The sequence below is a fragment of the Serratia sp. 2880STDY5682894 genome (genome assembly GCF_001537385.1).
Taxonomy (GTDB): Bacteria; Pseudomonadota; Gammaproteobacteria; order Enterobacterales; family Enterobacteriaceae; genus Serratia; species Serratia nevei.
The window spans coordinates 268,233-293,256 of record NZ_FCJA01000007.1 but is presented as its reverse complement, the minus strand read 5'-3'; the positions used below and the strand labels follow the sequence as shown (position 1 = coordinate 293,256).

21 protein-coding genes and 1 pseudogene are annotated in these 25,024 nt (G+C 59.8%); 16 read left to right on the top strand and 6 right to left on the bottom strand.

Annotated elements, in window-relative coordinates; all coding sequences use genetic code 11:
* Positions 1 to 75 precede the first annotated feature (75 nt).
* Together tcyL and tcyN are read left to right on the top strand one after the other, a co-directional pair.
* On the top strand, positions 76 to 693 hold the full coding sequence (gene tcyL / locus AWX27_RS17620) for a cystine ABC transporter permease (protein WP_060424099.1): 618 nt from the start codon (positions 76 to 78) through the stop codon (positions 691 to 693).
* Between the two features lie 3 nt (positions 694 to 696).
* Positions 697 to 1,449, top strand: coding sequence for an L-cystine ABC transporter ATP-binding protein TcyN (gene tcyN / locus AWX27_RS17615; RefSeq protein ID WP_060424097.1), 753 nt, complete (start codon positions 697 to 699; stop codon positions 1,447 to 1,449).
* Between the two features lie 29 nt (positions 1,450 to 1,478).
* On the opposite strand, the pseudogene AWX27_RS25390 reads toward tcyN, so the two are convergent.
* Together AWX27_RS25390 and putA are read right to left on the bottom strand one after the other, a co-directional pair.
* A pseudogene (locus tag AWX27_RS25390) lies at positions 1,479 to 1,574 on the bottom strand (type II toxin-antitoxin system HicB family antitoxin); the annotation flags it as partial.
* A 211-nt stretch (positions 1,575 to 1,785) separates the two neighbouring features.
* Positions 1,786 to 5,757, bottom strand: coding sequence for a trifunctional transcriptional regulator/proline dehydrogenase/L-glutamate gamma-semialdehyde dehydrogenase (gene putA / locus AWX27_RS17610; protein ID WP_048234352.1), 3,972 nt, complete (start codon positions 5,755 to 5,757; stop codon positions 1,786 to 1,788).
* A 571-nt stretch (positions 5,758 to 6,328) separates the two neighbouring features.
* Between putA and putP the strand changes: the two genes are divergently transcribed.
* The 6 genes from putP (at position 6,329) to lpxO (ending at position 14,015) form a co-directional block, all read left to right on the top strand.
* Entirely contained in the window at positions 6,329 to 7,813 is a 1,485-nt protein-coding gene (gene putP, locus AWX27_RS17605; protein WP_033634960.1) for a sodium/proline symporter PutP, read from the top strand.
* Positions 7,814 to 8,058: 245 nt separating this feature from the next.
* A complete protein-coding gene (efeU, locus tag AWX27_RS17600; protein WP_060423658.1) occupies positions 8,059 to 8,904 on the top strand; it encodes an iron uptake transporter permease EfeU in 846 nt (281 codons plus the stop codon).
* A 20-nt stretch (positions 8,905 to 8,924) separates the two neighbouring features.
* Complete coding sequence (gene efeO, locus AWX27_RS17595) at positions 8,925 to 10,061, top strand: iron uptake system protein EfeO (protein ID WP_047730479.1); 1,137 nt, start codon at positions 8,925 to 8,927, stop codon at positions 10,059 to 10,061.
* Between the two features lie 11 nt (positions 10,062 to 10,072).
* Positions 10,073 to 11,371 (top strand): iron uptake transporter deferrochelatase/peroxidase subunit, encoded by a 1,299-nt coding sequence (gene efeB / locus AWX27_RS17590; RefSeq protein ID WP_047730480.1) that lies wholly within the window; start codon positions 10,073 to 10,075, stop codon positions 11,369 to 11,371.
* A 718-nt stretch (positions 11,372 to 12,089) separates the two neighbouring features.
* A complete protein-coding gene (gene phoH / locus AWX27_RS17585; protein ID WP_015378226.1) occupies positions 12,090 to 12,878 on the top strand; it encodes a phosphate starvation-inducible protein PhoH in 789 nt (262 codons plus the stop codon).
* Between the two features lie 234 nt (positions 12,879 to 13,112).
* Positions 13,113 to 14,015 carry a lipid A hydroxylase LpxO gene (gene lpxO, locus AWX27_RS17580; protein WP_025303230.1) on the top strand — a complete coding sequence of 301 codons (903 nt, stop codon included), beginning with the start codon at positions 13,113 to 13,115 and terminating at the stop codon, positions 14,013 to 14,015.
* A gap of 36 nt (positions 14,016 to 14,051) precedes the next feature.
* On the opposite strand, the gene chaA is transcribed toward lpxO, so the two are convergent.
* Both chaA and AWX27_RS17570 read right to left on the bottom strand, forming a co-directional pair.
* Positions 14,052 to 15,155: a sodium-potassium/proton antiporter ChaA gene (gene chaA, locus AWX27_RS17575; RefSeq protein ID WP_060424093.1), complete on the bottom strand. Its 1,104-nt coding sequence runs from the start codon at positions 15,153 to 15,155 to the stop codon at positions 14,052 to 14,054.
* Positions 15,156 to 15,449: 294 nt separating this feature from the next.
* Positions 15,450 to 16,268 carry a siderophore-interacting protein gene (locus AWX27_RS17570; protein ID WP_060424091.1) on the bottom strand — a complete coding sequence of 273 codons (819 nt, stop codon included), beginning with the start codon at positions 16,266 to 16,268 and terminating at the stop codon, positions 15,450 to 15,452.
* Positions 16,269 to 16,398: 130 nt separating this feature from the next.
* Here AWX27_RS17570 and chaB point away from each other — a divergent pair, with 130 nt between their 5' ends.
* The 3 genes from chaB (at position 16,399) to cbl (ending at position 18,827) form a co-directional block, all read left to right on the top strand.
* Positions 16,399 to 16,626: a putative cation transport regulator ChaB gene (gene chaB / locus AWX27_RS17565; protein ID WP_049202016.1), complete on the top strand. Its 228-nt coding sequence runs from the start codon at positions 16,399 to 16,401 to the stop codon at positions 16,624 to 16,626.
* Between the two features lie 249 nt (positions 16,627 to 16,875).
* Positions 16,876 to 17,571, top strand: coding sequence for a gamma-glutamylcyclotransferase (locus tag AWX27_RS17560; RefSeq protein ID WP_049202018.1), 696 nt, complete (start codon positions 16,876 to 16,878; stop codon positions 17,569 to 17,571).
* A 302-nt stretch (positions 17,572 to 17,873) separates the two neighbouring features.
* Complete coding sequence (gene cbl, locus AWX27_RS17555) at positions 17,874 to 18,827, top strand: HTH-type transcriptional regulator Cbl (protein ID WP_033634950.1); 954 nt, start codon at positions 17,874 to 17,876, stop codon at positions 18,825 to 18,827.
* Positions 18,828 to 18,869: 42 nt separating this feature from the next.
* Here the strand turns inward: cbl and AWX27_RS17550 are convergent, their stop codons facing one another.
* Together AWX27_RS17550 and AWX27_RS17545 are read right to left on the bottom strand one after the other, a co-directional pair.
* Positions 18,870 to 19,061, bottom strand: coding sequence for a hypothetical protein (locus AWX27_RS17550; protein WP_033634949.1), 192 nt, complete (start codon positions 19,059 to 19,061; stop codon positions 18,870 to 18,872).
* A gap of 73 nt (positions 19,062 to 19,134) precedes the next feature.
* Entirely contained in the window at positions 19,135 to 19,698 is a 564-nt protein-coding gene (locus AWX27_RS17545) for a hypothetical protein (protein WP_060424089.1), read from the bottom strand.
* Positions 19,699 to 19,977: 279 nt separating this feature from the next.
* Between AWX27_RS17545 and AWX27_RS17540 the strand changes: the two genes are divergently transcribed.
* From AWX27_RS17540 to AWX27_RS17520, 5 genes are read left to right on the top strand one after another with little or no spacing between them, the layout of a single operon-like run.
* Positions 19,978 to 21,546: an ABC transporter substrate-binding protein gene (locus AWX27_RS17540; RefSeq protein WP_049271726.1), complete on the top strand. Its 1,569-nt coding sequence runs from the start codon at positions 19,978 to 19,980 to the stop codon at positions 21,544 to 21,546.
* Positions 21,546 to 22,601, top strand: a complete 1,056-nt coding sequence (locus tag AWX27_RS17535) for an ABC transporter permease (RefSeq protein ID WP_060424087.1) — start codon at positions 21,546 to 21,548, stop codon at positions 22,599 to 22,601. Before AWX27_RS17540 ends, AWX27_RS17535 begins: the two co-directional genes overlap by 1 nt.
* Entirely contained in the window at positions 22,598 to 23,467 is an 870-nt protein-coding gene (locus tag AWX27_RS17530) for an ABC transporter permease (RefSeq protein ID WP_060424085.1), read from the top strand. The genes AWX27_RS17535 and AWX27_RS17530 overlap by 4 nt, the downstream gene beginning before the upstream one ends.
* Positions 23,457 to 24,299 carry an ABC transporter ATP-binding protein gene (locus AWX27_RS17525; RefSeq protein ID WP_060424083.1) on the top strand — a complete coding sequence of 281 codons (843 nt, stop codon included), beginning with the start codon at positions 23,457 to 23,459 and terminating at the stop codon, positions 24,297 to 24,299. The genes AWX27_RS17530 and AWX27_RS17525 overlap by 11 nt, the downstream gene beginning before the upstream one ends.
* Positions 24,296 to 24,967, top strand: coding sequence for an ABC transporter ATP-binding protein (locus tag AWX27_RS17520; protein ID WP_060424081.1), 672 nt, complete (start codon positions 24,296 to 24,298; stop codon positions 24,965 to 24,967). Before AWX27_RS17525 ends, AWX27_RS17520 begins: the two co-directional genes overlap by 4 nt.
* Positions 24,968 to 25,024: the final 57 nt, after the last annotated feature.

The following is a 25,024-nucleotide window of genomic DNA, read 5'->3' as shown; positions in this document are numbered from 1 at the left end:
GGGCTCTATGAGTCCGAACTTAGAGCGCCCCTCTGGGGCGTAGTCAAAGCCGCCTTCTATGAAGGCGGATTTTTACTGAAGGGCGCAATACTGACGCTTCAGCTCAGCCTGGGCGGCATGGCGTTGGGGTTGCTGCTCGGTTTTCTGCTGGCGCTGATGCGCCTTTCGCCGCTGTGGCCGCTGTCGTGGCTGTCGCGTATCTACGTGTCGCTGTTCCGCGGTACGCCGTTGATCGCCCAGCTGTTTATGATCTATTACGGTCTGCCGCAGTTCGGCATCGAGTTCGATCCTTTCCCGGCGGCGCTGATTGGCCTGTCGCTCAATACCGCCGCCTACACCTCGGAAACGCTGCGTGCGGCGATTTCGTCGATCGACAAAGGGCAGTGGGAAGCCGCCGCCAGCATCGGCATGACCCGTTGGCAAACCCTGCGCCGAGTGATCCTGCCGCAGGCGGCGCGCACCGCCTTGCCGCCGCTGGGCAACAGCTTCATCGGCCTGGTGAAAGACACCTCGCTGGCCGCCACCATTCAGGTGCCGGAACTGTTCCGTCAGGCGCAGCTGATCACCTCGCGCACGCTGGAAGTGTTCACCATGTACCTGGCGGCATCGCTGATTTACTGGGTGATGGCGACCCTGCTTTCCGCGCTGCAAAACCGTCTGGAAGCCCACGTTAATCGCCAGGATCAGGAGTAGCGCATGAGTGCCATTGAAGTTAAGCAATTGACCAAGCAGTTCAAGGGTCAGACGGTACTGCATGGGATCGATCTGGCGGTGGACGCCGGCGAAGTGGTGGCGATCATCGGGCCGAGCGGCTCGGGGAAAACCACCTTATTGCGCTGCATTAACCTGCTGGAGGAGCCGGATTCCGGCACCATTCGCGTCGGCGATATCCTGATCGACGGCAGCAAGCCGCTGAGCAAACAGAAAAATCAGGTACGAGCGCTGCGTCAGCAGGTCGGTTTCGTGTTCCAGAACTTCAACCTGTTCCCGCACCGTTCGGTGTTGGAAAACATCATCGAAGGGCCGGTGGTCGTCAAGGGCGAGGCGAAGGCCAGCGCGGAACAGCGCGCTCGCGCGTTGCTGGCCAAGGTGGGACTAAGCGGCAAGGAGCAGGCTTATCCGCGGCGGCTGTCCGGTGGCCAACAGCAGCGGGTGGCTATTGCGCGCGCGCTGGCGATGCAGCCGGAGGTGATTCTGTTCGATGAGCCGACGTCGGCGCTCGATCCCGAGCTGGTGGGGGAAGTGCTCAATACCATGCGCTCACTGGCGGAAGAGAAACGCACCATGGTGATCGTCACCCATGAGATGAGTTTTGCCCGCGACGTGGCGGACCGGGTTATCTTTATGGACCACGGCCGCATCGTTGAACAGGGCCCGGCCAAAGCGCTGTTCGCCAACCCGCAGCACCAGCGTACCCAGCAATTCCTCGACAAATTCTTGAATCAATAAGACGGCGGGGGAGCTTCCCCCGTTCGCATTCACTCCTTTTTCAACAATGCGTTTCGCGCGGCGGCGGCGAGAAATCCGCTGCGGCTACCGTATCCCGGATGTTGCCGAACCCGAGAGTCAATGCGACGAGTAGCGTTCTGCCACGGTTTGCAAGCAGACTAATTCGTTCTGAGTTCACCCTGTTGTTATCGCCCATGAGGCGCCGCATCCTCATGCCAGGATAGCAAGACGCTAACGGCTGACCGGGCTGCGGGCAATAAAAAACCCTGCACAAGTGCAGGGTTTGCGTAGCGGTGAGCCAATCAGGCGGCCATGCACGGCCGCCTTGACGATGCGTTAACCGATGGTCATCAGGCTGGCGTTACCGCCGGCGGCGGCGGTGTTGACGCTCAGCGAACGCTCGATCAGCAGGCGTTCCAACAGGATGTTGGTTTCACCGTGAGCGAAGCCCTGCACCGAGACGATGGCGCCGCCGCGCTGCGCGATCTGCTCGCACAGGGTGCGCAGCTGGTCGGCATCGCCGTGGTAGATGGCGGCGTCGAACTCGACCTTGTCCTGCTGCCAGTCTTTGCTGAAGGCGATGCGCGCCTGCACATCGTTCGGCAAGCGGCGGAACAGATTGCGCTGCAGTTCCGCTTCCGGCCACAGCGCGCTGCTGCCGACCGCCAGCACGGCGGCCAACTGGATCAGCGCGTCGGCTTCGTTATCCGCCAGGCACAGCACGCGTTCACGCGGCAGCAGGGCATAGGTATTGCGCTCGCCGGTCGGGCCCGGCAGCGGACGTACGGTGCCGCCCTGGCCCAGCTCCGCATAGCGCTGCGCCAATGCCGCCAGTTCGCCGTGTTGGCTGGTGACCGCCCATTTCTCCAGCGATTGCAGCGCGCCCAACAGCTGCGGCCGCGCGGTGGCTTCCATCGGGCGCTCGTCGTCCTGACGGTGCAGCGTACGCTGCAGCGCGTCGTCCGGACGGTTAGCCAGCAGACGGTACAGGTACAGCGGGCCGCCGGCTTTCGGGCCGGTGCCCGACAGGCCTTCGCCGCCGAACGGCTGTACGCCGACTACCGCGCCAACCATGTTACGGTTGACGTACAGGTTGCCGACCTTGGCGCGTTCGGTCACCCGGGCGATGGTTTCATCGATACGGGTGTGAATGCCCAGCGTCAGGCCATAACCGGCGGCGTTGATCTGATCGACCAGCGCGTCCAGATTGTTGCGCTGGAAGCGCACCACGTGCAGCACCGGGCCAAAGATCTCTTTTTGCAGCTCGTCGAAGCTGTCGAGTTCGATCAGCGTCGGTTTGATGAAGGTGCCGCGCGCCCACTCTTTCTCATCCTGCGCGCTGCCTTTGGCGGCCTGGTACACCTTGCGGCCTTTGGCGCGCATCGCCTGGATATGGCGTTCGATGCCGGTTTTGGCTTCGGCGTCGATCACCGGGCCCACGTCGGTAGACAGGCGCTCCGGGTTGCCCATGCGGCATTCGGCCATCGCGCCGCGCAGCATTTGCAGCGTGTGCTCGGCCACGTCTTCCTGAATGCACAGGATACGCAGCGCGGAGCAGCGCTGGCCGGCGCTGTCGAAGGCGGAGGCCACCACGTCGGTGACGACTTGTTCGGTCAGGGCCGAAGAGTCGACGATCATGGCGTTCAGGCCGCCGGTTTCGGCGATCAGCGGCGTCGGACGGCCTTGCGGATCCAGGCGACCGGCGATGCTGCGCTGCAGAATGCCGGCGACGTCGGTGGAACCGGTAAACATCACGCCGCGGACGCGGGCATCGTTGACCAGCGTTGAGCCGACGGTTTCACCCTGGCCCGGCAGCAGCTGCAGCACGCCTTGCGGAATGCCGGCTTCCAGCAGGATGCGCACCGCCTGCGCGGCGACCAATGGCGTTTGCTCGGCCGGTTTGGCCAGCACGCTGTTGCCCGCCGCCAGCGCCGCGGCGATTTGGCCGGTGAAGATCGCCAGCGGGAAGTTCCACGGGCTGATGCAGACCACTGGGCCCAGCGGACGGTGGCTGTCGTTGGCGAAATCGTCGCGCACCTGGCCGGCGTAGTAGTGCAGGAAGTCCACCGCTTCGCGCACTTCGGCGATGGCGTTGTTGAAGGTTTTACCCGCTTCACGCACCAGAATGCCCAGCAGGCTTTGCAGCTGACTCTCCATCAACTCGGCGGCGCGTTCGAGGATCGCGGCGCGCTCCGTCGGCGGCGTAGCGAACCAGATTGGGCCGGCGGCCGCGGCGGCGTCGAGCGCACGGCTGACTTCGCCTTCGGTGGCTTCACGCACGTAGCCGACCACATCGCCCGGCTCGGCCGGGTTGATTACCGGTTGCTCCACGCCCTGATCCAATTCGGCGTCGATGATCGGTTCCGCGCGCCACGGATGGCTGGCGCTGGTGAGCAGGGCGCTGGAGAGCGAGGCCAGACGCTGTTCGTTGGACAGATCCAGACCGCTGGAGTTAGTGCGTTTCTCGCCGTACAGCTCGCGCGGCAGCGGAATACGCGGATGCGGCAGGCCAATCTGGCCTTCGCTGGCTGCCAGCGTTTCCACGGCGCTGACCGGATCGGCCACCAGCTCGTCGAGCGGCAGGGTGGCATCGGCGATGCGGTTGACGAACGAGGTGTTGGCGCCGTTTTCCAGCAGGCGGCGCACCAGGTAAGCCAGCAGCGTTTCATGGGTGCCGACCGGCGCATAGATGCGGCAAGGGCGGTTCAGTTTGCCGTCGGCCACTTTACCCACCACCTGCTCGTACAGCGGCTCACCCATGCCGTGCAGGCACTGGAACTCATACTGCCCAGGGTAGTAGTTGTTGCCGGCCAGATGATAGATGGCGCTCAGGGTATGGGCGTTGTGGGTCGCGAACTGCGGATAGATCAGGTTCGGCACCGACAGCAGCTTGCGGGCGCAGGCCAGGTAAGAAACGTCGGTATAGACCTTGCGGGTGTAGACCGGGTAGCCTTCCAGGCCGTCCATCTGGGCGCGTTTGATTTCGCTGTCCCAGTAGGCGCCCTTCACCAGACGGATCATCAGGCGACGGCGGCTGCGTTGCGCCATGTCGATCACCGCGTCGATGGCGAACGGACAACGTTTTTGGTAGGCCTGGATCACGAAGCCGATGCCATTCCAGCCGGCCAGCTGCGGTTCGAAGCACAGCTTCTCCAGCAGATCGAGCGAGATCTCCAGGCGGTCGGCCTCTTCGGCATCGATGTTGATGCCGATATCGTACTGGCGTGCCTGCAGGGTCAGCGACAGCAGGCGCGGGTAGAGCTCTTCCATGACGCGTTCGTACTGCGCGCGGCTGTAGCGCGGGTGCAGGGCGGACAGCTTGATGGAGATGCCGGGGCCTTCATAAATGCCACGGCCGTTGGAGGCTTTGCCGATGGCGTGGATCGCCTGCTGGTAGGAAACCAGGTAGGCCTGCGCGTCGGCTTCGGTCAGGGCGGCTTCGCCCAGCATGTCGTAGGAGTAGCGGAAGCCTTTTTCTTCGAGCTTGCGCGCGTTGGCCAGCGCTTCGGCGATGGTTTCGCCGGTCACGAACTGTTCGCCCATCAGGCGCATCGCCATGTCCACGCCTTTGCGGATCAGCGGTTCGCCGCTCTTGCCGATAATGCGGTTCAGCGAACGGGACAGATTGGCTTCGTTATGCGTGGACACCAGCTTGCCGGTGAACAGCAGGCCCCAGGTCGCGGCGTTGACGAACAGCGACGGGCTGCGCCCGAGGTGCGAGTGCCAGTTGCCGTTGCTGATCTTGTCGCGGATCAGGGCATCGCGGGTCGGTTTGTCTGGAATGCGCAGCAGCGCTTCCGCCAGGCACATCAGCGCCACGCCTTCCTGCGAAGAGAGGGAAAACTCTTGCAGCAGACCTTGCACCATGCCGGCGCGGCCGTTTGCACTTTTTTGGTTACGCAACTTCTCGGCGATACCATAGGCCATTTTGTGAGTGGCCTGTGCAAGATCGGCGGGTAATCGCGCCTGTTCGAGCAACATCGGCACCGCTTCGGTCTCCGGGCGACGATAGGCGGCGGTGATGGCGGCGCGGGTAACCGACTGCGGCAGAATTTGTTCGGCAAAATCGAGGAATGGCTGGTGTGACTCTTCCTGCGCTTGCGGCATAATGTCGTCCGCTTCAGGCTGGCCCGCAGCGGCCAGCGCTGGAATTTCAGGAATATCGGAACCGCTCTCGAGACGCTCGAGGTAATTAAAGATGGCCTGCTTGATGAGCCAGTGCGGCGTGCGATCGATGCGCTGTGCGGCGCTCTTGATCCGGTCGCGTGTTGCCTCGTCGAGTTTCACGCCCATTGTGGTAGTGCCCATGCCAATCCAACTCCTGTGTTTAGAACCTATCCCATCAGGCTAGACAAACAGCAGGCCGGAAAGCCTGTTGGGATAGGTTCGTGAGATGTGTGGTGTCAAGAATGCAGACAATATCCTGCATGTTGCAACTTTGTGCAACCTTGTTAAATCAGGCTGATGAGCGAAGTGTGAGTTTCATCGATTTTTTAACATGGCCAGTTGGCACGAATGTTGCGTTATTGAGCGAATGCGGCGGGGTTTATGCTGCCGCAGACGCTTTACCTTGCGGTATATAAGGGTAATAACCAGGTGCAACTCATTTTGCTTGTCGTGAGTGCAACCTTTGGGCCCGGTAAATGTGACGCAGGGTAAACTTTGTGTAACTTTGTTGTTAAATATCTTGTTGGTTGATGAAAGGCTCATCTAGGATAACCGACGGTCAACAATTACGGGCAGAAACTATTTTACCTGCACTTGCTCGCAGGCTGCGCCACGTTCCGGTGCGGCGGCCAGTGAAATGCATTGCGCGTGGGTTTACCGGCGCCGGCTTGGCCGGAGCGAAACGCGAATAATAATGAAAGTGGAGAATTAAATGACAATGAGCACACCTATGCTGGTGACCTTCCTGGTGTACATTTTCGGGATGGTGCTGATCGGCCTGCTTGCCTACCGGGCAACCAACAACTTTGATGACTATATTCTCGGCGGCCGCAGTTTGGGCAGCGTGGTGACCGCGCTGTCCGCCGGCGCTTCCGACATGAGCGGCTGGTTGCTGATGGGCCTGCCGGGCGCCATCTTCCTCTCCGGCATCTCCGAAAGCTGGATCGCCATCGGCCTGACCATCGGCGCTTACCTGAACTGGAAGCTGGTGGCAGGAAGGCTGCGCGTACATACCGAAGCCAACAACAACGCCCTGACGCTGCCGGATTATTTCACCAGCCGCTTTGAAGACAACAGCAAGCTGCTGCGCGTGATCTCGGCCATCGTCATCCTGGTGTTCTTCACCATTTACTGCGCCTCCGGCATCGTAGCCGGCGCGCGCCTGTTCGAAAGCACCTTCGGCATGAGCTACGAAACCGCCCTGTGGGCCGGCGCCGCGGCGACCATCCTCTACACCTTTATCGGCGGTTTCCTGGCGGTAAGCTGGACCGACACCGTGCAGGCCAGCCTGATGATTTTCGCGCTGATCCTGACGCCGGTGATCGTGATCTTCGCCGTCGGCGGCATCGATACCTCGATGCTGGTGATCCAGGCGCAGAACCCGGCCAACCTCGACATGCTGAAAGGGCTGAACTTCGTCGCCATCCTGTCGCTGCTGGGGTGGGGCCTGGGCTACTTCGGCCAGCCGCACATCCTGGCGCGTTTCATGGCGGCGGATTCTCACCGCACCATCCGCAGCGCGCGTCGCATCAGCATGACCTGGATGATCCTGTGCCTGGCCGGCACCATCGCCGTCGGTTTCTTCGGTATTGCTTACTTCGCCAACAACCCGGATCAAGCCGGTAACGTGTCGCAGAACGGGGAACGCGTGTTCATCGAACTGGCGATGCTGCTGTTCAACCCATGGGTAGCAGGCGTGCTGCTGTCGGCGATTCTGGCGGCGGTCATGAGTACCCTGAGCTGCCAGCTGCTGGTGTGCTCCAGCGCGATCACCGAAGACCTGTACAAGGCGTTCCTGCGTAAAGGCGCCAGCCAGCGCGAGCTGGTGTGGGTCGGCCGCGTGATGGTGCTGGTGGTGGCCTTGATCGCCATCGCGTTGGCGGCCAACCCGGAGAACCGCGTGCTGGGCCTGGTGAGCTACGCCTGGGCCGGTTTCGGCGCCGCCTTCGGTCCGGTGGTGCTGATTTCGGTGATGTGGTCGCGCATGACCCGCAACGGCGCGCTGGCCGGTATGCTGGTCGGTGCGGTGACGGTGATCGTCTGGAAACAGTACGAATGGCTGGGGCTGTATGAAATCATCCCTGGCTTCATCCTGGGTTGCCTCGCCATCGTGGTGGTGAGCCTGATGGGCCGCCAGCCTTCCGCCACCATGACCGAGCGTTTCGATCAGGCGGAAGCCGAGTACAAAACGGTGTAACGCCGTTCGATGTCAGTCGGTAAGGGGCGCGCAGAGCGCCCCTTTTTTTTGTCTGCCGATCGCCGTCATCCAGCTGTAACACCTGGCGACATTTGATTAGAAAAAATCACCGTCATGCCTCTTGTATTTATTCTTGGCAGAATGATAATCACTCTCGTTGGTTTTTACGTTTCTTTACATAGTCGCCGCGGCTCATTTCGCAACCACCGTCTCTGCCGCCGCGGTCTTTTCAGGGGTGATTATTTATGTTCGTTCCCTTTCTTATCATGTTCCGTGAGGGGCTGGAGGCCGCGCTGATCGTCAGCCTGATCGCCAGCTACCTGAAGCGCACGCAGCGCAGCCAATGGCTGGGCGCGGTGTGGATCGGCGTGATTGTCGCTGCGGCGCTGTGTCTGGCGCTCGGCATCTTCATCAATGAAACCACCGGCGAGTTCCCGCAGAAACAGCAGGAGCTGTTCGAGGGCATCGTGGCGGTGGTGGCGGTGGTGATCCTCACCTATATGGTGTTCTGGATGCGTAAGGTGTCCAAGTCGGTCAAGGTGCATCTGGAAGGGGCGATCGATCAGGCGCTCAGCGCCGGTAAAGGGCAGGGTTGGGCGCTGGTTGCGATGGTGTTTTTCGCCGTGGCGCGCGAAGGGCTGGAGTCGGTGTTCTTCCTGCTGGCGGCGTTCCAGCAAGACGTGGGCGCCGCGGCGCCGATCGGCGCGGTGCTCGGCCTGGTGGCCGCCATCGTGCTGGGCATGATGATTTATTGGGGCGGGGTGAAGCTGCACCTGGCCAAGTTTTTCAAATGGACCAGCCTGTTCATTCTGTTCGTCGCCGCCGGCCTGGCCGCCGGGGCGATCCGCGCCTTCCACGAAGCCGGCCTGTGGAACCACTTCCAGGACATCGCCTTCGATTTCAGCAGCACCCTGTCGACCCATTCGCTGTTCGGCACCCTGCTGGAAGGTATTCTCGGTTATCAGGAAGCGCCGACGGTCAGCGAAGTGGCCGTCTATTTCCTGTATCTGATCCCGGCGCTGATTTTCTTTTTCCTGCCGCAGCGCGCGGAGCCGGCAGCGGCCCCGGCGCAACGTAAAATCAATCATTAATGTTTAATAGGGAATCTCGTATGTCTACTCCGTTATTTCGCCGCAAGGCGTTGCACGCAGCATTACTGGCTATCCCGGCGTTTGCGCTGAGCATCGACGCGTTGGCGGCGGACGTGCCGCAGGTCAAAGTCACGGTCAACGACAAGCAGTGCGAACCGATGCAGCTGACGGTGCCGGCCGGCAAGACGCAGTTTGTGGTGCATAACACCAGCCAGAAAAACGTCGAATGGGAAATCCTGAAAGGGGTGATGGTGGTGGAAGAGCGCGAAAACATCGCGCCGGGCTTCACCCAGAAAATGACCGCCACGCTGGAAGCGGGCGAATACGACATGACCTGCGGGCTGCTGAGCAACCCGAAAGGCAAACTGACCGTCACCGCAGCCACCAACGGTGCCACCGACGGCAAACCAAACGCGTTGGATCTGGTTGGCCCGATCGCCGAATACAAAGTCTACGTTATCAAAGAAGTCGACGGGCTGGTGAAACAGACCAAGCTGTTCACCGACGCGGTGAAGGCCGGCAACGTGGAACAAGCGCGCAAGCTGTACGCGCCGACCCGCCAGCACTATGAGCGCATCGAGCCGATCGCCGAGCTGTTCTCCGATCTGGACGGCAGCATTGACGCCCGTGAGGACGACTACGAGAAGAAATCGGCGGATCCGAACTTTACCGGCTTCCACCGTCTGGAGAAGGCGCTGTTTGCCGACAACTCGACCAAGGACATGGGCAAATATGCCGATCGTCTGTATCACGACACCGTTGAACTGCAAAAACGCGTGGGTGAACTGACCTTCCCGCCGAGCAAGGTGGTGGGCGGCGCAGCCGGGCTGATCGAAGAAGTGGCGGCCAGCAAGATCAGCGGTGAAGAAGACCGTTACAGCCGCACCGACCTGTGGGATTTCCAGGCCAACGTCGACGGCGCGCAGAAGATCGTCAACCTGCTGCGCCCGCTGTTGGTCAAGGCCAACAAGCCGCTGCTGGACAAGATCGACGCCAACTTCAAAACCGTCGACACCATTTTGGCGAAGTACCAAACCAAAGAGGGGTATGAGTCCTATGAGAAGCTGACCGATGCCGACCGCAATGCGTTGAAAGGGCCGATCACCACGCTGGCGGAAGACCTTTCCCAACTGCGCGGCGTATTGGGTCTGGACTGAGGCATACGGTTATGAGCAACAAGGCAGGCCCGAATAACGGGCCTCACCCGCACTCTCAGGAGGCGGCATCCCCTTCACGCCGCCGTTTGCTGCAGGGGCTGGGGCTGAGCGCTCTGGCGCTGGGCGGCAGCCGCCTGGTGCAGGCGGCGGACAAAGCGGCGGAGCCGTTGGCGGCGCCGCAGGATGAGCGCTGGCAGAAACAGCCGTTTTATGGCCGCCATCAGGCCGGGGTGCTGACCCCGCAACAGGCGGCGATGATGCTGGTGGCGTTCGACGTGCTGGCGACCAGCAAAGCGGATCTGGAGCGCCTGTTCCGGCTGCTGACTGACCGCATCGCGTTCCTGACCCACGGCGGCAAGGCACCGGAAGTGGACGCCAAATTGCCGCCGCTCGATTCGGGGATCATGGGGCCGGAGATTTATCCGGACAACCTGACCATCACCGTCTCGGTCGGCGCATCGCTGTTCGACGAACGCTTTGGCCTGCAGGCGCAAAAGCCGCTGCGGTTGCAGAAAATGACCCGCTTCCCCAACGATGCGCTGGATGCCGGGCTTTGCCACGGCGATCTGCTGCTGCAGATCTGCGCCAACACCAATGAAACGGTGATCCACGCACTGCGCGACATCATCAAGCATTCGCCGGATCTGCTCAGCGTGCGCTGGAAGCGGGAGGGATTCATCTCCGCGCATGCGGCGCGCAGCAAAGGCAAAGAGACGCCGATCAACCTGCTGGGCTTCAAAGACGGCACCGCCAACCCGAAAACCGACGACAAACCGCTGATGGATAAGGTGGTGTGGGTCGGCGACAACGTCGGCGAGCCGGCGTGGACGGCGGGCGGCAGCTACCAGGCCGCGCGCATTATTCGCTTCCGCGTGGAGTTTTGGGATCGTACGCCGCTGCAGGAGCAGGAAACCATTTTCGGCCGCGAAAAGCACAGCGGCGCGCCGCTCGGCATGAAGCATGAACATGACGAGCCGAACTACGCGAACGATCCCGACGGCAAGGTGATCCCGATGGACGCGCACATTCGGTTGGCTAACCCCCGCACGCCGGAAAGCCAAAGTAACCTGATGTTGCGACGTGGCTACAGCTATTCCCTTGGCGTTTCCAATGCCGGGCAGCTGGAAATGGGGCTGCTGTTCGTCTGCTATCAGGCCGATCTGGAAAAAGGATTCCTGACGGTGCAAAAAAGGCTCAACGGCGAAGCGCTGGAAGAATACATCAAGCCGATCGGCGGCGGATATTTCTTCGTATTGCCGGGCGTGAAAGAGGGCGGCGACTATTTGGCCAGCGGCTTGCTCAAGGCCTGAGTGCGCAATGGCGAGGCGGGATCTTCCGCCTCGTTTTACGTTGGCTTGCCTATTGTGCGGGACATTAAGCGACGGAGTTCAATTCAATCCGTCGCCTGCGGATTAAAAAATCTGAAGGGCCCGCCGACTTTGGGTTGTGCAAATTTTAATCGAGAAACTAAAGTGTCATTCGCGGCTTTTAATTGTAATTCATTAATATTTATAGGATAAAAATTTTTCTGGAATGACGTGCCGAGCGTGATATAGTGTTTTTGCGCTAACTGAAAACAAAAGATATAAAATTTTTTTACATTTTAATAACGCGACGGGATTGAATGTCATTATACTGTAATCATCTGGCGGTAGTTTTCACACGGTGCACAGCTTGAAGCTGTAAATATCACTGCGGGGATCGCTAATGGTAAAGTCCTTGGCTGGGCTGGAAAGAAAAAATAACACATCTCCCCTGATTTCTCGTTGTAACGAGGGTTCTCTCTCCGACTCTCTTTTACCGGCAACCCCGCACTCTTATCGCTATCGAATCTCATCACTTTTTACTCCACGTTTATTGATGCAGTCCGCGTTGTCCCGTGAAGACACGGCGCTTAAGCGTTGCCGTCGATTCACCTTGTCCCTTGGCTCTTATTGGTTCGGAGGAGGCCAAAACCTAATACGTGTGTGAAACATAATCGCGCGGCCCGGCCGTTGCGGTAGGTGAAACAAACTGTAAGGTGCCACTATGGGTAGACAGAAAGCAGTGATCAAAGCACGTCGTGAAGCGAAACGCGTTATTCGTCGTGACGCTCGTAGTCATCGCCAGCTGGAAGAAGAGTCTGTGACCTCGCTGGTGCAAATGGGGGGAGTCGAGTCTATCGGCATGGCGCGAGACAAGCGCGATAGCTCACCCATCGAGGCTAGAACCGAAGCTCAGGGTCATTACTTATCAGCCATAGAGAATAAGCAGCTGATCTTCGCCACCGGCGAAGCCGGCTGTGGCAAAACATTCATCAGCGCCGCCAAGGCGGCGGAGGCGCTGATCCATAAAGAGGTGGATCGGATTATCGTTACCCGTCCTGTTTTGCAGGCGGATGAAGACCTTGGCTTCTTGCCGGGTGATATCTCCGAGAAATTCGCGCCTTATTTCCGCCCGGTGTATGACATTCTGGTGCGCCGTTTAGGCTCTTCCTTTATGCAGTACTGCCTGCGCCCGGAAATCGGCAAGGTAGAGATTGCGCCGTTCGCTTATATGCGCGGACGCACCTTCGAAAATGCGGTCGTTATCCTGGATGAAGCCCAGAACGTGACCGCCAGCCAGATGAAAATGTTCCTGACCCGCCTGGGCGAAAACGTGACGGTTATCGTTAACGGCGACGTGACCCAGTGCGACTTGCCGCGCGGCGTGAAATCCGGCCTCAGCGACGCGCTGGAGCGCTTCGAAGAGGACGAGATGATCGGCGTTATCCGCTTTGAGAAACAGGACTGTGTGCGCTCTGCTTTGTGCCAGCGCACGCTCAACGCTTACAGTTAACCTATCCGCTAATGGAAAGGCCGCTTCGGCGGCCTTTTTTATCTCCGCAATTTCCCCTCTCGTTTAACCTTTGTGTAAATTATTGTGGTTTTTTGTATAGATTTTCGTTGAGTTAGCGTTAATGATTAATGGGTTCCAGATTGGCGCGCAACTTGCGTGCGCCGCCAAAAGGACACTATCTGGGGTGTGCGCCGCGCGGCGCATTGAGCGTGAGTTCCTTGATGCGATTCAAACATGAAATATATCATTCTGATTTTGCTTATTTTATGCGTCGTCTATGTGCATTACCGCGGGCGGGTTCGCTACAACGTGTGGCGACAGCTGTCTGACCATTCCACCTTTACCGCACCGCTGAACGTCTTTATGTACCTGTTTTCCCGCGTGCCGACCACGCCGTACCTGAAGCCGGAGCAGTTCCCTGAGCTGGCGGTACTGCGGGAGAATTGGGAAACCATCCGCGACGAAGGACAGAAGCTGATGGAGATCCAGCAGATCAAAGCGTCCGATCAGTTCAACGACGCCGGGTTCAACTCGTTCTTCAAGACCGGCTGGAAACGCTTTTATCTGAAATGGTATGAGGACAGCCATCCTTCCGCCATGACCCTGTGCCCGCAGACCACGGAACTGCTGCGCAGCCTGCCTTCGGTCAAGGCGGCGATGTTCGCCGAACTGCCGGACGGCAGCCGTTTGCCGCGCCACCGCGATCCTTACGCCGGTTCGCTGCGTTATCACCTGGGGCTGATTACCCCCAACGATGACCGCTGCTTCATCGAGGTGGACGGCGAGCGCTACAGCTGGCGCGACGGTGAAGGCGTGATGTTCGATGAAACTTACCTGCACTACGCGGAAAATCAGAGCGGGCAGAATCGTCTGATCCTGTTCTGCGACATCGAACGGCCGATGCGCTACCGCTGGGCGCAGGCGGTGAACCACTGGCTGGGGCGCAATCTGATGAGCGCCGCCACCGCGCCGAACGAAGAGGGCGATCGCACCGGCGGCGTCAACAAGATGTTCAAATACATCTATGCGATACGCCGGGTGGGGAAACGCCTGAAGGCCTGGAACCGCACCGGTTATTACATCATCAAGTGGATTTTGTTCGGGGGGATCGCCGCGGCGATATTCTTCTCGGTATAACGAAGACAGGGGCGCACGGTGTGCGCCCCTTTTTGATCAGGCGAAGATAGTCATCATGTAGGCGGCGAACAGCGCCAGGTGGGCGGTACCGTTCAGCACGTTGGTGCGGCCGGTCGAGAACGACAGCTGGCACAGCAGCAACACCGTCAACATCACCACGATATGCGGCGTTTGCAGCCCGAAGATCAGCGTCTGCCCGGTCAGGGTGGCGATGATGGTGACCGCCGGTACCGTCAGGGAGATGGTCGCCAACACCGAACCGAAGAACAGGTTCATGGCGCGTTGCACCTGATTGTTCAACACGGCGCGCAGCGCGCCCAACCCTTCAGGCGACAGGATCAGCAGCGCCACCAGGAAACCGGTGAACTGCGCCGGCGCATTCATCTTGGTCAGCAGGCCTTCCAGCGGATTGGCGTTGAACTTGGTGACGGCGATAACCGCGATCAGGTGCACGACGAGCCAGGCGGCATGCCAGGCGCTGCTGTGCGAAGAGGGCTTGCCGTGATGCGGGTCGCCATCGTCGTCTTCATGCTCATACACGAACAGGCTCTGGTGGGTTTTGGTCTGGATCACCAGGAACACGCCATACATGGCGGCAGAGATCAGCGCCACCAACAGCGCCTGCCCGGTGCTGAAGTTACCGCCCGGCAGCGCGCTCGGGAACACCAGCACGATCACCGCCAGCGGGAAAATTGCCATCAGATACTGTTTGATGCCGCCCAGGTTGACGTACTGGGTGGCGAACTTGCGCCCGCCGAGCAGCAGCGCGAAACCGACCAGGCCGGCGGAAACGATCATGATGATGGAATACAGCGTGTCGCGCATCAGCGCCGGCGCGGCGTCGCCGGTGGCCATCAGCGCCGAGATCAGGCTGACCTCGAGGATTACCACCGACAGGCTGAGGATCAGCGAGCCGTAGGGTTCCCCCAAACGGTGGGCGAGCACGTCGGCGTGGCGCACCACGCTGAAGGCGCTGCTGAGGATCCCCACCAGCGCGAGAATATTGATGCCGACGATCAGCGGAAAGTAAGTGGTGCTGCTCCACAGATTCAACACCACCAGCGCGGCGATGGGGAAGATCAGCGAGTATTCGGTGTGGCGAGATTTGGTGGATCGGCCAGGATCGTGTTGCGACTTCATGAGGGTGGCACTCCTTCTCAAACAGCGTAGCCCGTCAGCGCCGGTCGCCGTGATGCGGCAACTCTGCGTTTCCAGTAGGTATTTTATATTAGGATACACCCACGGCGCCGGTGTGATGTTGTTTTTATCTGAGAAAGCAATTGCTTGCTTTATGTGATCAGGGTAACAAAAAAACCGCACGGGGTGCGGTTTTATTTACTTACTTTTACGCAATAACGCCAATTTTTAACGTTAGATATGAGAAAAGTCGTGTTTACTTATTTAGCATGCGGTTAATAAAGGAAAATACAGCCGTTAGTCGTCAATATTATCCATGATTTCATGCCGTTTATTGTGGTAACCCTCTTCATTTAGCCCCTCACGCCAGTAAGGTACGGCATAAAGACGATTACGATCGCATTGACGTTCACGGCGCAGGTAACGGCGCAGCTCTACCACCAGGCGATCTTCACCGGCGAGCCAAAAGTGCGTTTCGCCCTGCGGCAGGGATTGTGCGCGGAAACGGGCGATCAGGTCGTTGGTGTTCTCCGTGCCGCCAACGATCCAATTCACCTCAACGCCGGCCGGTTTTCTCAGATCAATCACGTCGGCGGTGCTGTCGACGCGGACGAAAGCGCGCCCGGCGCTGTGCGGCGGCAGATTCTCCAGCAGCGCGGCCAGCGCAGGCAGTGAGGAAGGATCGCCCGCCAGGCAGTAGAAATCGGCCGCCGGCAACATCGGTTTGGGGCCGCCCGGGTTGCTGATGCCGATTTTATCGCCGGCTTTCGCCTGGCGCGCAAAGTCGACCGCCGGGCCCTGGTGATCGTGGATCGCGAACTCGATGTCCACCTCCGCCTGTTCCGGGCGCACGGCGCGAATGGAATAGGTACGCACGATCGGGCGCACGGCGTCCGCCGCCCAGCGGGGGCCGTTTTCGGTCAGCGTCGGCAGATCCGGCTGGGTTTGGCCGGCGAGCGGCAAAAAGACCTTGATGTGCGCAGCGGCGGCGTTGGCCGGGTAGTAGCGCAGATCGGGTGCGGTAAAGGTGATGCGGCGCAGGTGCGGCGTAATGTCCTGTACGGCGCTGACGGCGATCAGGTAGGGGGCGCGTGAGCGAGGGGCTTCGGTAGTCACGGGGATCTCCTTATAGTTCGTTTGGCGGTGAGTATATCATGCCGTTTGATAATGAGAATTGTTTGCTCATTGAGGCGCAACGGCGTGTGAGCTAGGCTTAAGCTTCACGGAATACGCACGGGAGGACGTGATGCCCTATCAAGACACGAACGACTTGCCGGACAATGTGAAGCATGTACTGCCGGCCCATGCTCAGGCGATCTATAAAGAAGCGTTCAACAGCGCCTGGCAACAATACCGGGATCCTGAAGACCGACGCGGTGACGACAGCCGGGAGGAGACGGCGCACAAAGTGGCCTGGGCAGCGGTCAAGCAAAGCTATCGCAAGGGCGACGATGAGCGTTGGCACAAAAAGTAACGCTTTATGGCCTGATAAAATCGCGCGGACGTTATGCTGACCCGGCAATTAATATTATTGCTGCTCAGTACAAATACTTTTCCACGTTAACACCGCTTTGCAACTTGATTGCGCGGCGGGAAAAGAATATGTTCATTATTAATCGGCGCGGTTATTGAATTAATAAAATTCCGCACCTAAAAATAAAATTGCAAAGGTTCAGTAGTGGCGAGGGAGGACGAGAAATCGTATTCCCGGGAGGTTGTAACAGTGTTAACGCGAGATTTTCTGCAAAAAGCGGATTGCAAAACCGCATTCGGCGCTATTGAGGAGTCGCTGTTGCTGACGCCTGAACAGCGCGCAGCCTCGTTGGATTGCACGTTATCGCGCCGGCCGGATCACAGCCCGGTTTGGGTATTCGGTTACGGTTCGCTGATGTGGAACCCGGTTTTTGAATCGGAAGAAGTGCGGCCTGCCATGTTGCAGGGCTGGCACCGGGCGTTCTGCATGCGCTTGACCGCCGGGCGCGGCACGCTGCATCAGCCGGGGCGCATGCTGGCGCTGAAAGAGGGCGGCCAGACCACCGGATTGGCCTTCCGTCTGCCGGAAAGCAAGCTGCGCGAAGAGCTGGAGCTGCTGTGGAAGCGCGAAATGATCACCGATTGCTACGTGCCGACCTGGTGTGAGCTGCAGCTTGAGGGCGGTGAGGTTGTCACTGCGCTGGTGTTCGTGATGAACGCGCAGCACCCGCTGTTTGAAGCAGACACCAGCCACCAGGTGATCGCGCCATTGATCGCCAGCGCCAGCGGCCCGCTGGGCACCAACGCGCAATACCTGTTTGCGCTGGATAACGAGCTGAAGCACCACGGCATGCAGGATGATTGCATCGGCGATCTGGTGCGCTATGTACAGCAATGGTTGCAGCAGAACCGGCCCGGCGCTTTCGGGGCGGAGGCCACGGCCTGAGGCGTTGGCAGGGTGGCAAACAGTGAAGGGCTCAGCACGCTGAGCCCTTTTTCATATATCTAATACCTCTATTTAATAACTTTATTCTGCATGATTATCTAAGGCGCTTTCTTTGTGTGGTTATTTATCTCGTTATTTTTAAAGCCATTCATCATTTTCCCCCGTCGTCATCCCCCAAGAGTAACGATAAATAATTCACTTAGTATTAAATTGCATAACTAAAGGCTATTTTTTATTTGTTCAGCCCCGCAGGACTCCGTATCAATATGGAAAACGCTACCGCAAGAAACAGGGAGACGGGGATGAACTTTCAACAATTAAAAATTATTCGCGAATCGGCGCGCTGCAACTACAACCTGACCGAGGTCGCCAATACCTTATTTACTTCGCAGTCCGGCGTCAGCCGGCATATTCGCGAGCTGGAAGAAGAGCTGGGCATTGAAATATTCATTCGTCGCGGCAAGCGGCTGCTGGGCATGACCGAACCCGGCAAAGAGCTGCTGGTGGTAGCGGAACGCATTCTCAACGACGCCAATAACATCCGTCGCCTGGCGGACGTCTTCAGCAGCAACGATTCGGGGCAGCTGCATATCGCGACGACGCATACCCAGGCGCGCTACAGCCTGCCGGGGGTCATCAAAGAGTTTCGCGCGCTTTACCCGCGGGTGCGGGTGGTGCTCAATCAGGGCAGCCCGGAGGAGATCGTCTCTATGCTGGCCGCCGGCGAAGCCGATATCGGCATCGCCAGCGAACGGCTGATGAGCGACGAATCGCTGGCGGCGTTCCCTTACTATCGCTGGCATCACACCATTCTGGTGCCGGAAGGGCACGAGTTGACGCGTCAGCCGCAGGTGACGCTGGAGATGCTCAGTACCTTGCCGCTGATCACTTACCGTCAGGGGATTACCGGGCGCGCGAAGCTGGATGCGGCGTTCAAAGCGGCGGGTCTGACGCCGGACATCGCGCTCAGTGCGCAGGATTCCGACGTGATTAAAACTTACGTCGAGCTGGGGTTGGGCGTGGGTGTGCTGGCGGACATGTCGTATGAAAAAGAGCGCGATCGCGGGTTGGTGAGCCTCAACGCCGAGCACCTGTTTGAACCCAATACGGTATGGCTGGGCCTGAAACGCAGCCAGCTGCAGCGCAACTATGCCTGGCGTTTTATCCAGCTGTGCAACCCGACGCTGTCGCTGACCGAAATCAAGGACAAGGTCTTCTCGTCACAGCTGGATGCGGTGATTGACTACCAGATTTAGTCGGACAGCTGGGCCCCGCCGGATTGCCACGGGGAAGGGGGATTAGTCGTCGGTACGTTCGATCAGGTGACGTTTACTTTTTCTGAACGGGCCGATGGCTTCCCATTCCGGGAGTTCTTCAGGCGGACGCGGGTTGGCCATCTCCCAGCGATGGTGTTGGCGCAAAATCTCGATGGCGATGCGTTTTTGCTCTTGAATGGAGAGCGTAGGGTCGGTCAGATCCTTATTTTCCATTTTGGCTTCCTTTCTGCTCGTTATTTATACGCACCTTATCACATTTGGCCCCGTACTTTTCCAGCGATTGTATTTACTTTTTCAGTGCGTTGAAGCTGGTTTTACATGTCATGGTACCGGGTATTACTTCAAAGGCGGCCTGACGAGTATACAGCGCCAACACGCGGTGATTGATTGCGTGGCTGATAAGTATGTCCGGCGGAGGCACCGGCGTCAGCCTCTGCTCTTGCAGGTTCAGGCCATACAGATACAGCACCTGCAAGCAGTTGCGCAGCATATTGCCTTTCAGGGGATGTTGCGCTTCACGCAGGGAGAAATTCTCCAACGCGACAAGTTCGATAACGTTCTCTGCCTGGAGATAACGGCACAGGCAAAAGCCGGCGCGGCTCAGCGGGCTGGCCATTTGCCGATAGACGAAAGCGAAACTCATCGGCGTTTGGGTATGATATTTAAAAAGAGAGCGCCAATTTAACGTATGCCCGTTTTTTCTGCCTTTTTGCCAGCGCCGGTCTTGTACCGTCAGACGAGTCATAAACAGATCCGACTCAAGCAGGACGCTGTTCATGTCTGCCAGTGTTTGCTCTATCGCTCTCTCATGCCGGTGTGAGACGCCATTTTCTGGTGGATGGTTTTCCATTTTCCCGTCCCTTGGGTGACCGAGCTCACGTTAATCACCCAATGAAACAGGCTCAAACCCCGCGTTTCACCGCTGCGAACTGCGCCGCAAAGACAGTTATCCATTGCGGCCAGGTGCCGTGAGAGTGCGATCTGGCGTGCAATACTCTCTCTAATAATCAAAACCCCATCTATATACATAAAAAGAATATCTATAGTGATTTAAGTACCTTCAGCTGCCGATCGTGCTCGCATACACTCGCGAAATTATTATAAATTCCATCTGCTTGGAGAGTTTCAGATGAAAGCGCTCGTTCCTTCTTTGCTGTTTTTAGCCGTGGCGGCCAGCGTTAACGCGCAGGCGGCGACGCCGGCCAACACGCTGGTGATCGCGCAGTCTATCGATGACGTGGTCAGCTTTGACCCGGCCCAGGGATTTGAGTTGACCACGGTGCAGTCGTTCAACAGCCTGTATCAGCGTCTGATCCAGTCCGATCCGCACAACCCTATCGATCTGAAACCGACATTGGCCAGCAGCTGGCAGGCCGGCGCCGACAATCGCAGCCTGACTTTCAGCCTGCGCCCGGACGCCAGGTTCGCCAGTGGCAATCCGCTGCGGCCGGAAGACGTGATCTTTTCGCTTTCGCGGGTGGTGAAACTGAATCTGGAGCCGTCGTTTATCCTGACGCAGCTGGGCTGGAACGCGAAGAACGTGGAGCAACACCTGAGCAAGGTGGATGACCACCAGGTAAAAATCAGCTGGAGTGAAAACGTCAGCCCGGCCTTCGTGCTCAGCCTGCTGTCGGCGCCGGTATCGTCGATCGTCGACGCCAAAGAGGCGCTGGCGCACCAGCAGGGCGACGATCTGGGGCACCAATGGTTGAACAGCCACTCCGCCGGCAGCGGCCCTTATAAAATCCGCACCTATGTGCCGCACGAAGTGGTGGTGCTGGACGCCAACCCAGGCTCGCCGGAAGGGGCGCCGACGCTGAAAACCATCCTGATCAAAAACGTGCCCGATCCGGCCGCGCGCCGCTTGCTGATCGAGCAGGGCGATGCCGATATCGCGCGCAACCTGGGGGCAGACCAGATGGCGGCCTTAAAGGGCAAGCCGGGCGTCAAACCCCTGGCGATTCCTTACGCTTCGCTTTATTTCCTGCAGTTCAACGCCAAGGCGTCACCGGCGCTCGGCAATCCGGCGTTCTGGGAGGCGGCGCGCTGGCTGTTCGATTACAAAGGCATCGCCGACGATCTGCTGAAAGGGCAGTTCCAGAGCCATCAGGCATTCCTGCCGGACGGTTATCTGGGGGCGCTCAAGGATCAGCCGTACAGCTTCAATCCGCAAAAAGCCAAAGAGATACTGGCCAAAGCGGGACTCAGCAACGTCAGTTTCCGTCTGGACGTCAACAACCAGCCGCCGTACCTGGATATCGCCCAGGCGCTGCAGGCCAGCTTTGCCCAGGGCGGCGTGAAGGTGGAACTGGTGCCGGGCATCAGTTCGCAGGTCTCTACCAAGGTGAAAGCGCTTAACTACGATGCGACGCTGACCTCCTGGGGGCCGGATTATTTCGACCCTAACACCAATGCCGCAGCCTTCGCCTACAACCCGGAAGACGGCAGCAAGACGCTGGCCTGGCGCGCCAACTGGCAGATCCCGGCGCTGAGCAAGCTGACGCTGGCCGCCACCGCGGAAAACGACACCGCCAAACGGGTGGCCGACTACCAGCAACTGCAAAAACAGGTGCAGCAAAGCTCGCCGTTCGTCATCGGCCTGCAGGCGCGCAGCCTGATCGCGGTGCGTGACAACCTCAAGGGTTATGTGCAGGGCATCAACCCTGACATGGTGTTCTACAGCAAGGTCAGCAAGTAATGGCCGCTGAACTGTCCGCCAGCGCCGGGGCGGCCCGGCGGTATTGGCGCTGGGGCGGGCGGCTGCTCGGCGGCGCGCTGTCGCTGGCGCTGACGTTGCTTGGCCTGCTGCTGTTCACCTTCATGCTGTCGCACCTGGCGCCGATCGATCCGGCGCTGCAGGTGGCGGGCGATCACGCCAGTGAAGCCACCTATGCGCAGGTGCGGCACGAGCTGGGATTGGATCAGCCGTTGCCGGTGCAGTTTTGGCGTTATCTGGTGCACCTGGCGCACGGCGATTTGGGCATTTCGCGCATCACCGCCCAGCCGGTGTTGAGCGATCTGCTGCGTACCTTCCCGGCGACGGTGGAGCTGGCCACCTGCGCCATTATCCTCGGCGCCCTCGGCGGCATTACGCTGGCGTTTCTGGCGGTGCTCAGGCCGGGCAGCTGGCTGGATAACGCGGCGCGTCTGCTGTCGTTGATCGGTTATTCGGTACCGATTTTCTGGCTGAGCCTGCTCGGGCTGCTGCTGTTCTATGCCACGCTGCACTGGTCGGCGGGGCCGGGGCGGCTTGACGACATCTACTTGTACAGCATGGAGCCGCGCAGCGGTTTCGTGTTGATCGACAGCTGGCTGTCCGGCGATCGCGAAATGTTCTACAACGCCATCGGCCACCTGTGGCTGCCGGTCGTGGCGTTGGCGCTGCTGTCGATGGCGGGCATTACCCGATTGCTGCGGGCGGCGATGCTGGAAGAGTGCAACAAGGAATACGTGACGCTGGCGCGTTCCAAGGGGGCCGGGCGCCTGCGCATTCTGCTGCGCCATGTGTTTCCCAACGTGCTGGGCACGCTGATCACCGTACTGTCTCTCTCCTATGCCAGCCTGCTGGAAGGGGCAGTATTGACCGAAACGGTGTTCGCCTGGCCCGGCGTCGGGCGTTATCTGACCTCGGCGCTGTTTGCTGCCGACACGCCGGCGATCCTCGGCGCCACGTTGCTGATCGGCACCTGTTTCGTGCTGTTGAATGCGCTGGCCGACGCCTTGACCTATTTAGTGGATCCGCGAACCCGATGAGCCAATATCTCTCTGAACACGAACCGCAAAGCGAGCCGGCCGTCGGTTGCCGCCGCGGTCGGCGTCTGACCACGCTGACGCTGGGCGCGGCACTGGTGGCGATTTTGATCGTCACCGCGCTGCTGGCCCCGTGGCTGGCGCCTTTCGATCCCAATCTGCAGCATATCGAGCTGCGGCTATTGCCGCCTTCCGCCGCACATTGGCTGGGCACCGACGGCTTCGGCCGCGATTTGCTCTCCCGCGTGATTTACGGCGCGCGGCCGACGCTGATTCTGGTGTCGCTGATTCTGGTGTTGACCATACCCATCGGCCTGCTGGTCGGCATTGGCGCCGGTTATCTTGGCGGCTGGGTAGAGCGTATTTTGATGCGCCTGACCGACATTTTCCTGTCGCTGCCGAGCCTGGTGATCGCGCTGGCGTTTGTGGCGGTCATGGGGCCGGGGCTGATGAACGGCGCGCTGGCGCTGGCATTGACCAGCTGGCCGGCCTTTGCCCGCCAGGCGCGGGCCGAAACCCTGGCGCTGCGCCGCAGCGACTACCTGGCGGCGGCGCGCATGCAGGGCATCAACGGGCTGCGGCTGATGGTCGGCCACATTTTGCCTTTATGCCTGCCGAGCGCGGTGGTGCGCGCGGCGCTGAGTCTGGGGGGCATCATCCTGTCCGCTGCCGGTCTGGGGTTCCTCGGCATGGGCGTCGCGCCGCCGACCGCCGAATGGGGCTCGATGGTGGCCGAAGGCAGTAAAGTGATTTTCGACCAATGGTGGGTCGCCGCCGCGCCGGGCGGGGCGATCCTGTTCGCCAGCCTGGCGTTTAACCTGCTGGGCGATGGCCTGCGCGACAAAATGGATCCTCGTCATGGGCACTGATAACACCTTATTGACCATCGAACGCCTGGCGATCGGCGTGCCGGGGCCACAGCCGGTGGCGCTGGTGAAGAATATTTCGTTCAGCATGGGGCGGGAGCGGCTGGCGCTGGTCGGTGAGTCCGGCTCCGGCAAGTCGTTGACCGCGCGTGCGCTGATGGGGCTATTGCCGCCGCCGTTACAGCTGCAGGCGCAGCGCCTGACGTTGGGCGGTGAAGACTTAACGCGCCTGAGCGAGCGCCAGTGGAGCCGGCTGCGCGGCGACCGGGTGGCGATGGTGATGCAAGACCCCAAGCATGCGCTGAATCCCAATCAGCCGATCGGTCGTCAGGTGGAGGAACCGCTGGTGCTGCATGCGAAGCTGAGTCGCGCCGAGCGGCGTGAAAAAGTGCTGGAGATGCTGGCGGCGGTGGGCTTGCCCGATCCGGCGGCGCTGTGCCGCCGCTATCCGCATCAGCTCTCCGGCGGCATGGGGCAACGGGTGATGCTGGCCATTGCATTGATCAACGATCCGCAGCTGCTGATTGCCGACGAACCGACTTCGGCGCTGGATCACCAGATGCGCGATCAGGTGCTGCAGCTGATAGACAATCTGGTGGCGCAACGCAATATGGGCCTGATCCTGATCAGCCACGATTTGCAGCAGGTGGCGCACCACTGCGAGCGGGTACTGGTGATGTACAAAGGCGAGCTGTTGGATCAGCTGCCGGCGGCAGAGCTGGCGCAGGCCACGCACCCTTATACCCGCACGCTATGGGCGTGTCGGCCGAGCCGCGAGACGCGCGGCAAACCGCTGCCGGTGCTGGATCGCGCACTGCTGGAGACGTTGAAATGAGCGTGATTGCACTGGAAAACCTGAGCGTCAGTCACCGCCAGGGTTACGAACTGCGCACCGTGGTGCATGAGGTTAACCTGCGCATCGAACCGGGCGAGTGTTTCGGGCTGGTGGGGCCTTCCGGCTGCGGCAAGTCCTCGTTGCTGTGGGTGCTGGCCGGGCTGAATGGCAGCTGGCAGGGCGGTTTTGAATTGTTGGGGCGGCGGCTGCAGCCGGGGCAGGCGTTTACCGGCGAACTACGGCGCGAGGTGCAGATGGTGTTTCAAGATCCCTATGCTTCGCTACACCCGAAACACCGGCTGTTGCGTACGCTGTCGGAGCCGCTCAAACTGCTGAAGGAAAGCGACATCGAACGTAAAATCAGCGCAGGTTTTCGCCAGGTGGGGTTGGATCCGCGCCTGTTGGATCGCTACCCGCATCAGCTGTCGGGCGGCCAGCGGCAGCGCGTGGCGATTGTGCGCGTATTGTTGCTGCGGCCGAAGCTGCTGTTGCTGGATGAACCGACTTCGGCGTTGGACATGTCGGTGCAGGCGGAGATCCTCAACCTGCTCAACGAGCTGAAACAGGCGGGCGATCTGACTATGGTGCTGGTCAGCCACGATGCGGACGTGATTGACCACATGTGCGATCGTTCGGTGGCGATGGCGCACGGCCGCATCATCGTTTGAACCTATGCCCGCCAACGCGGCGGGCATATCCATCTTGGTAATAAATAAAGCAATTTA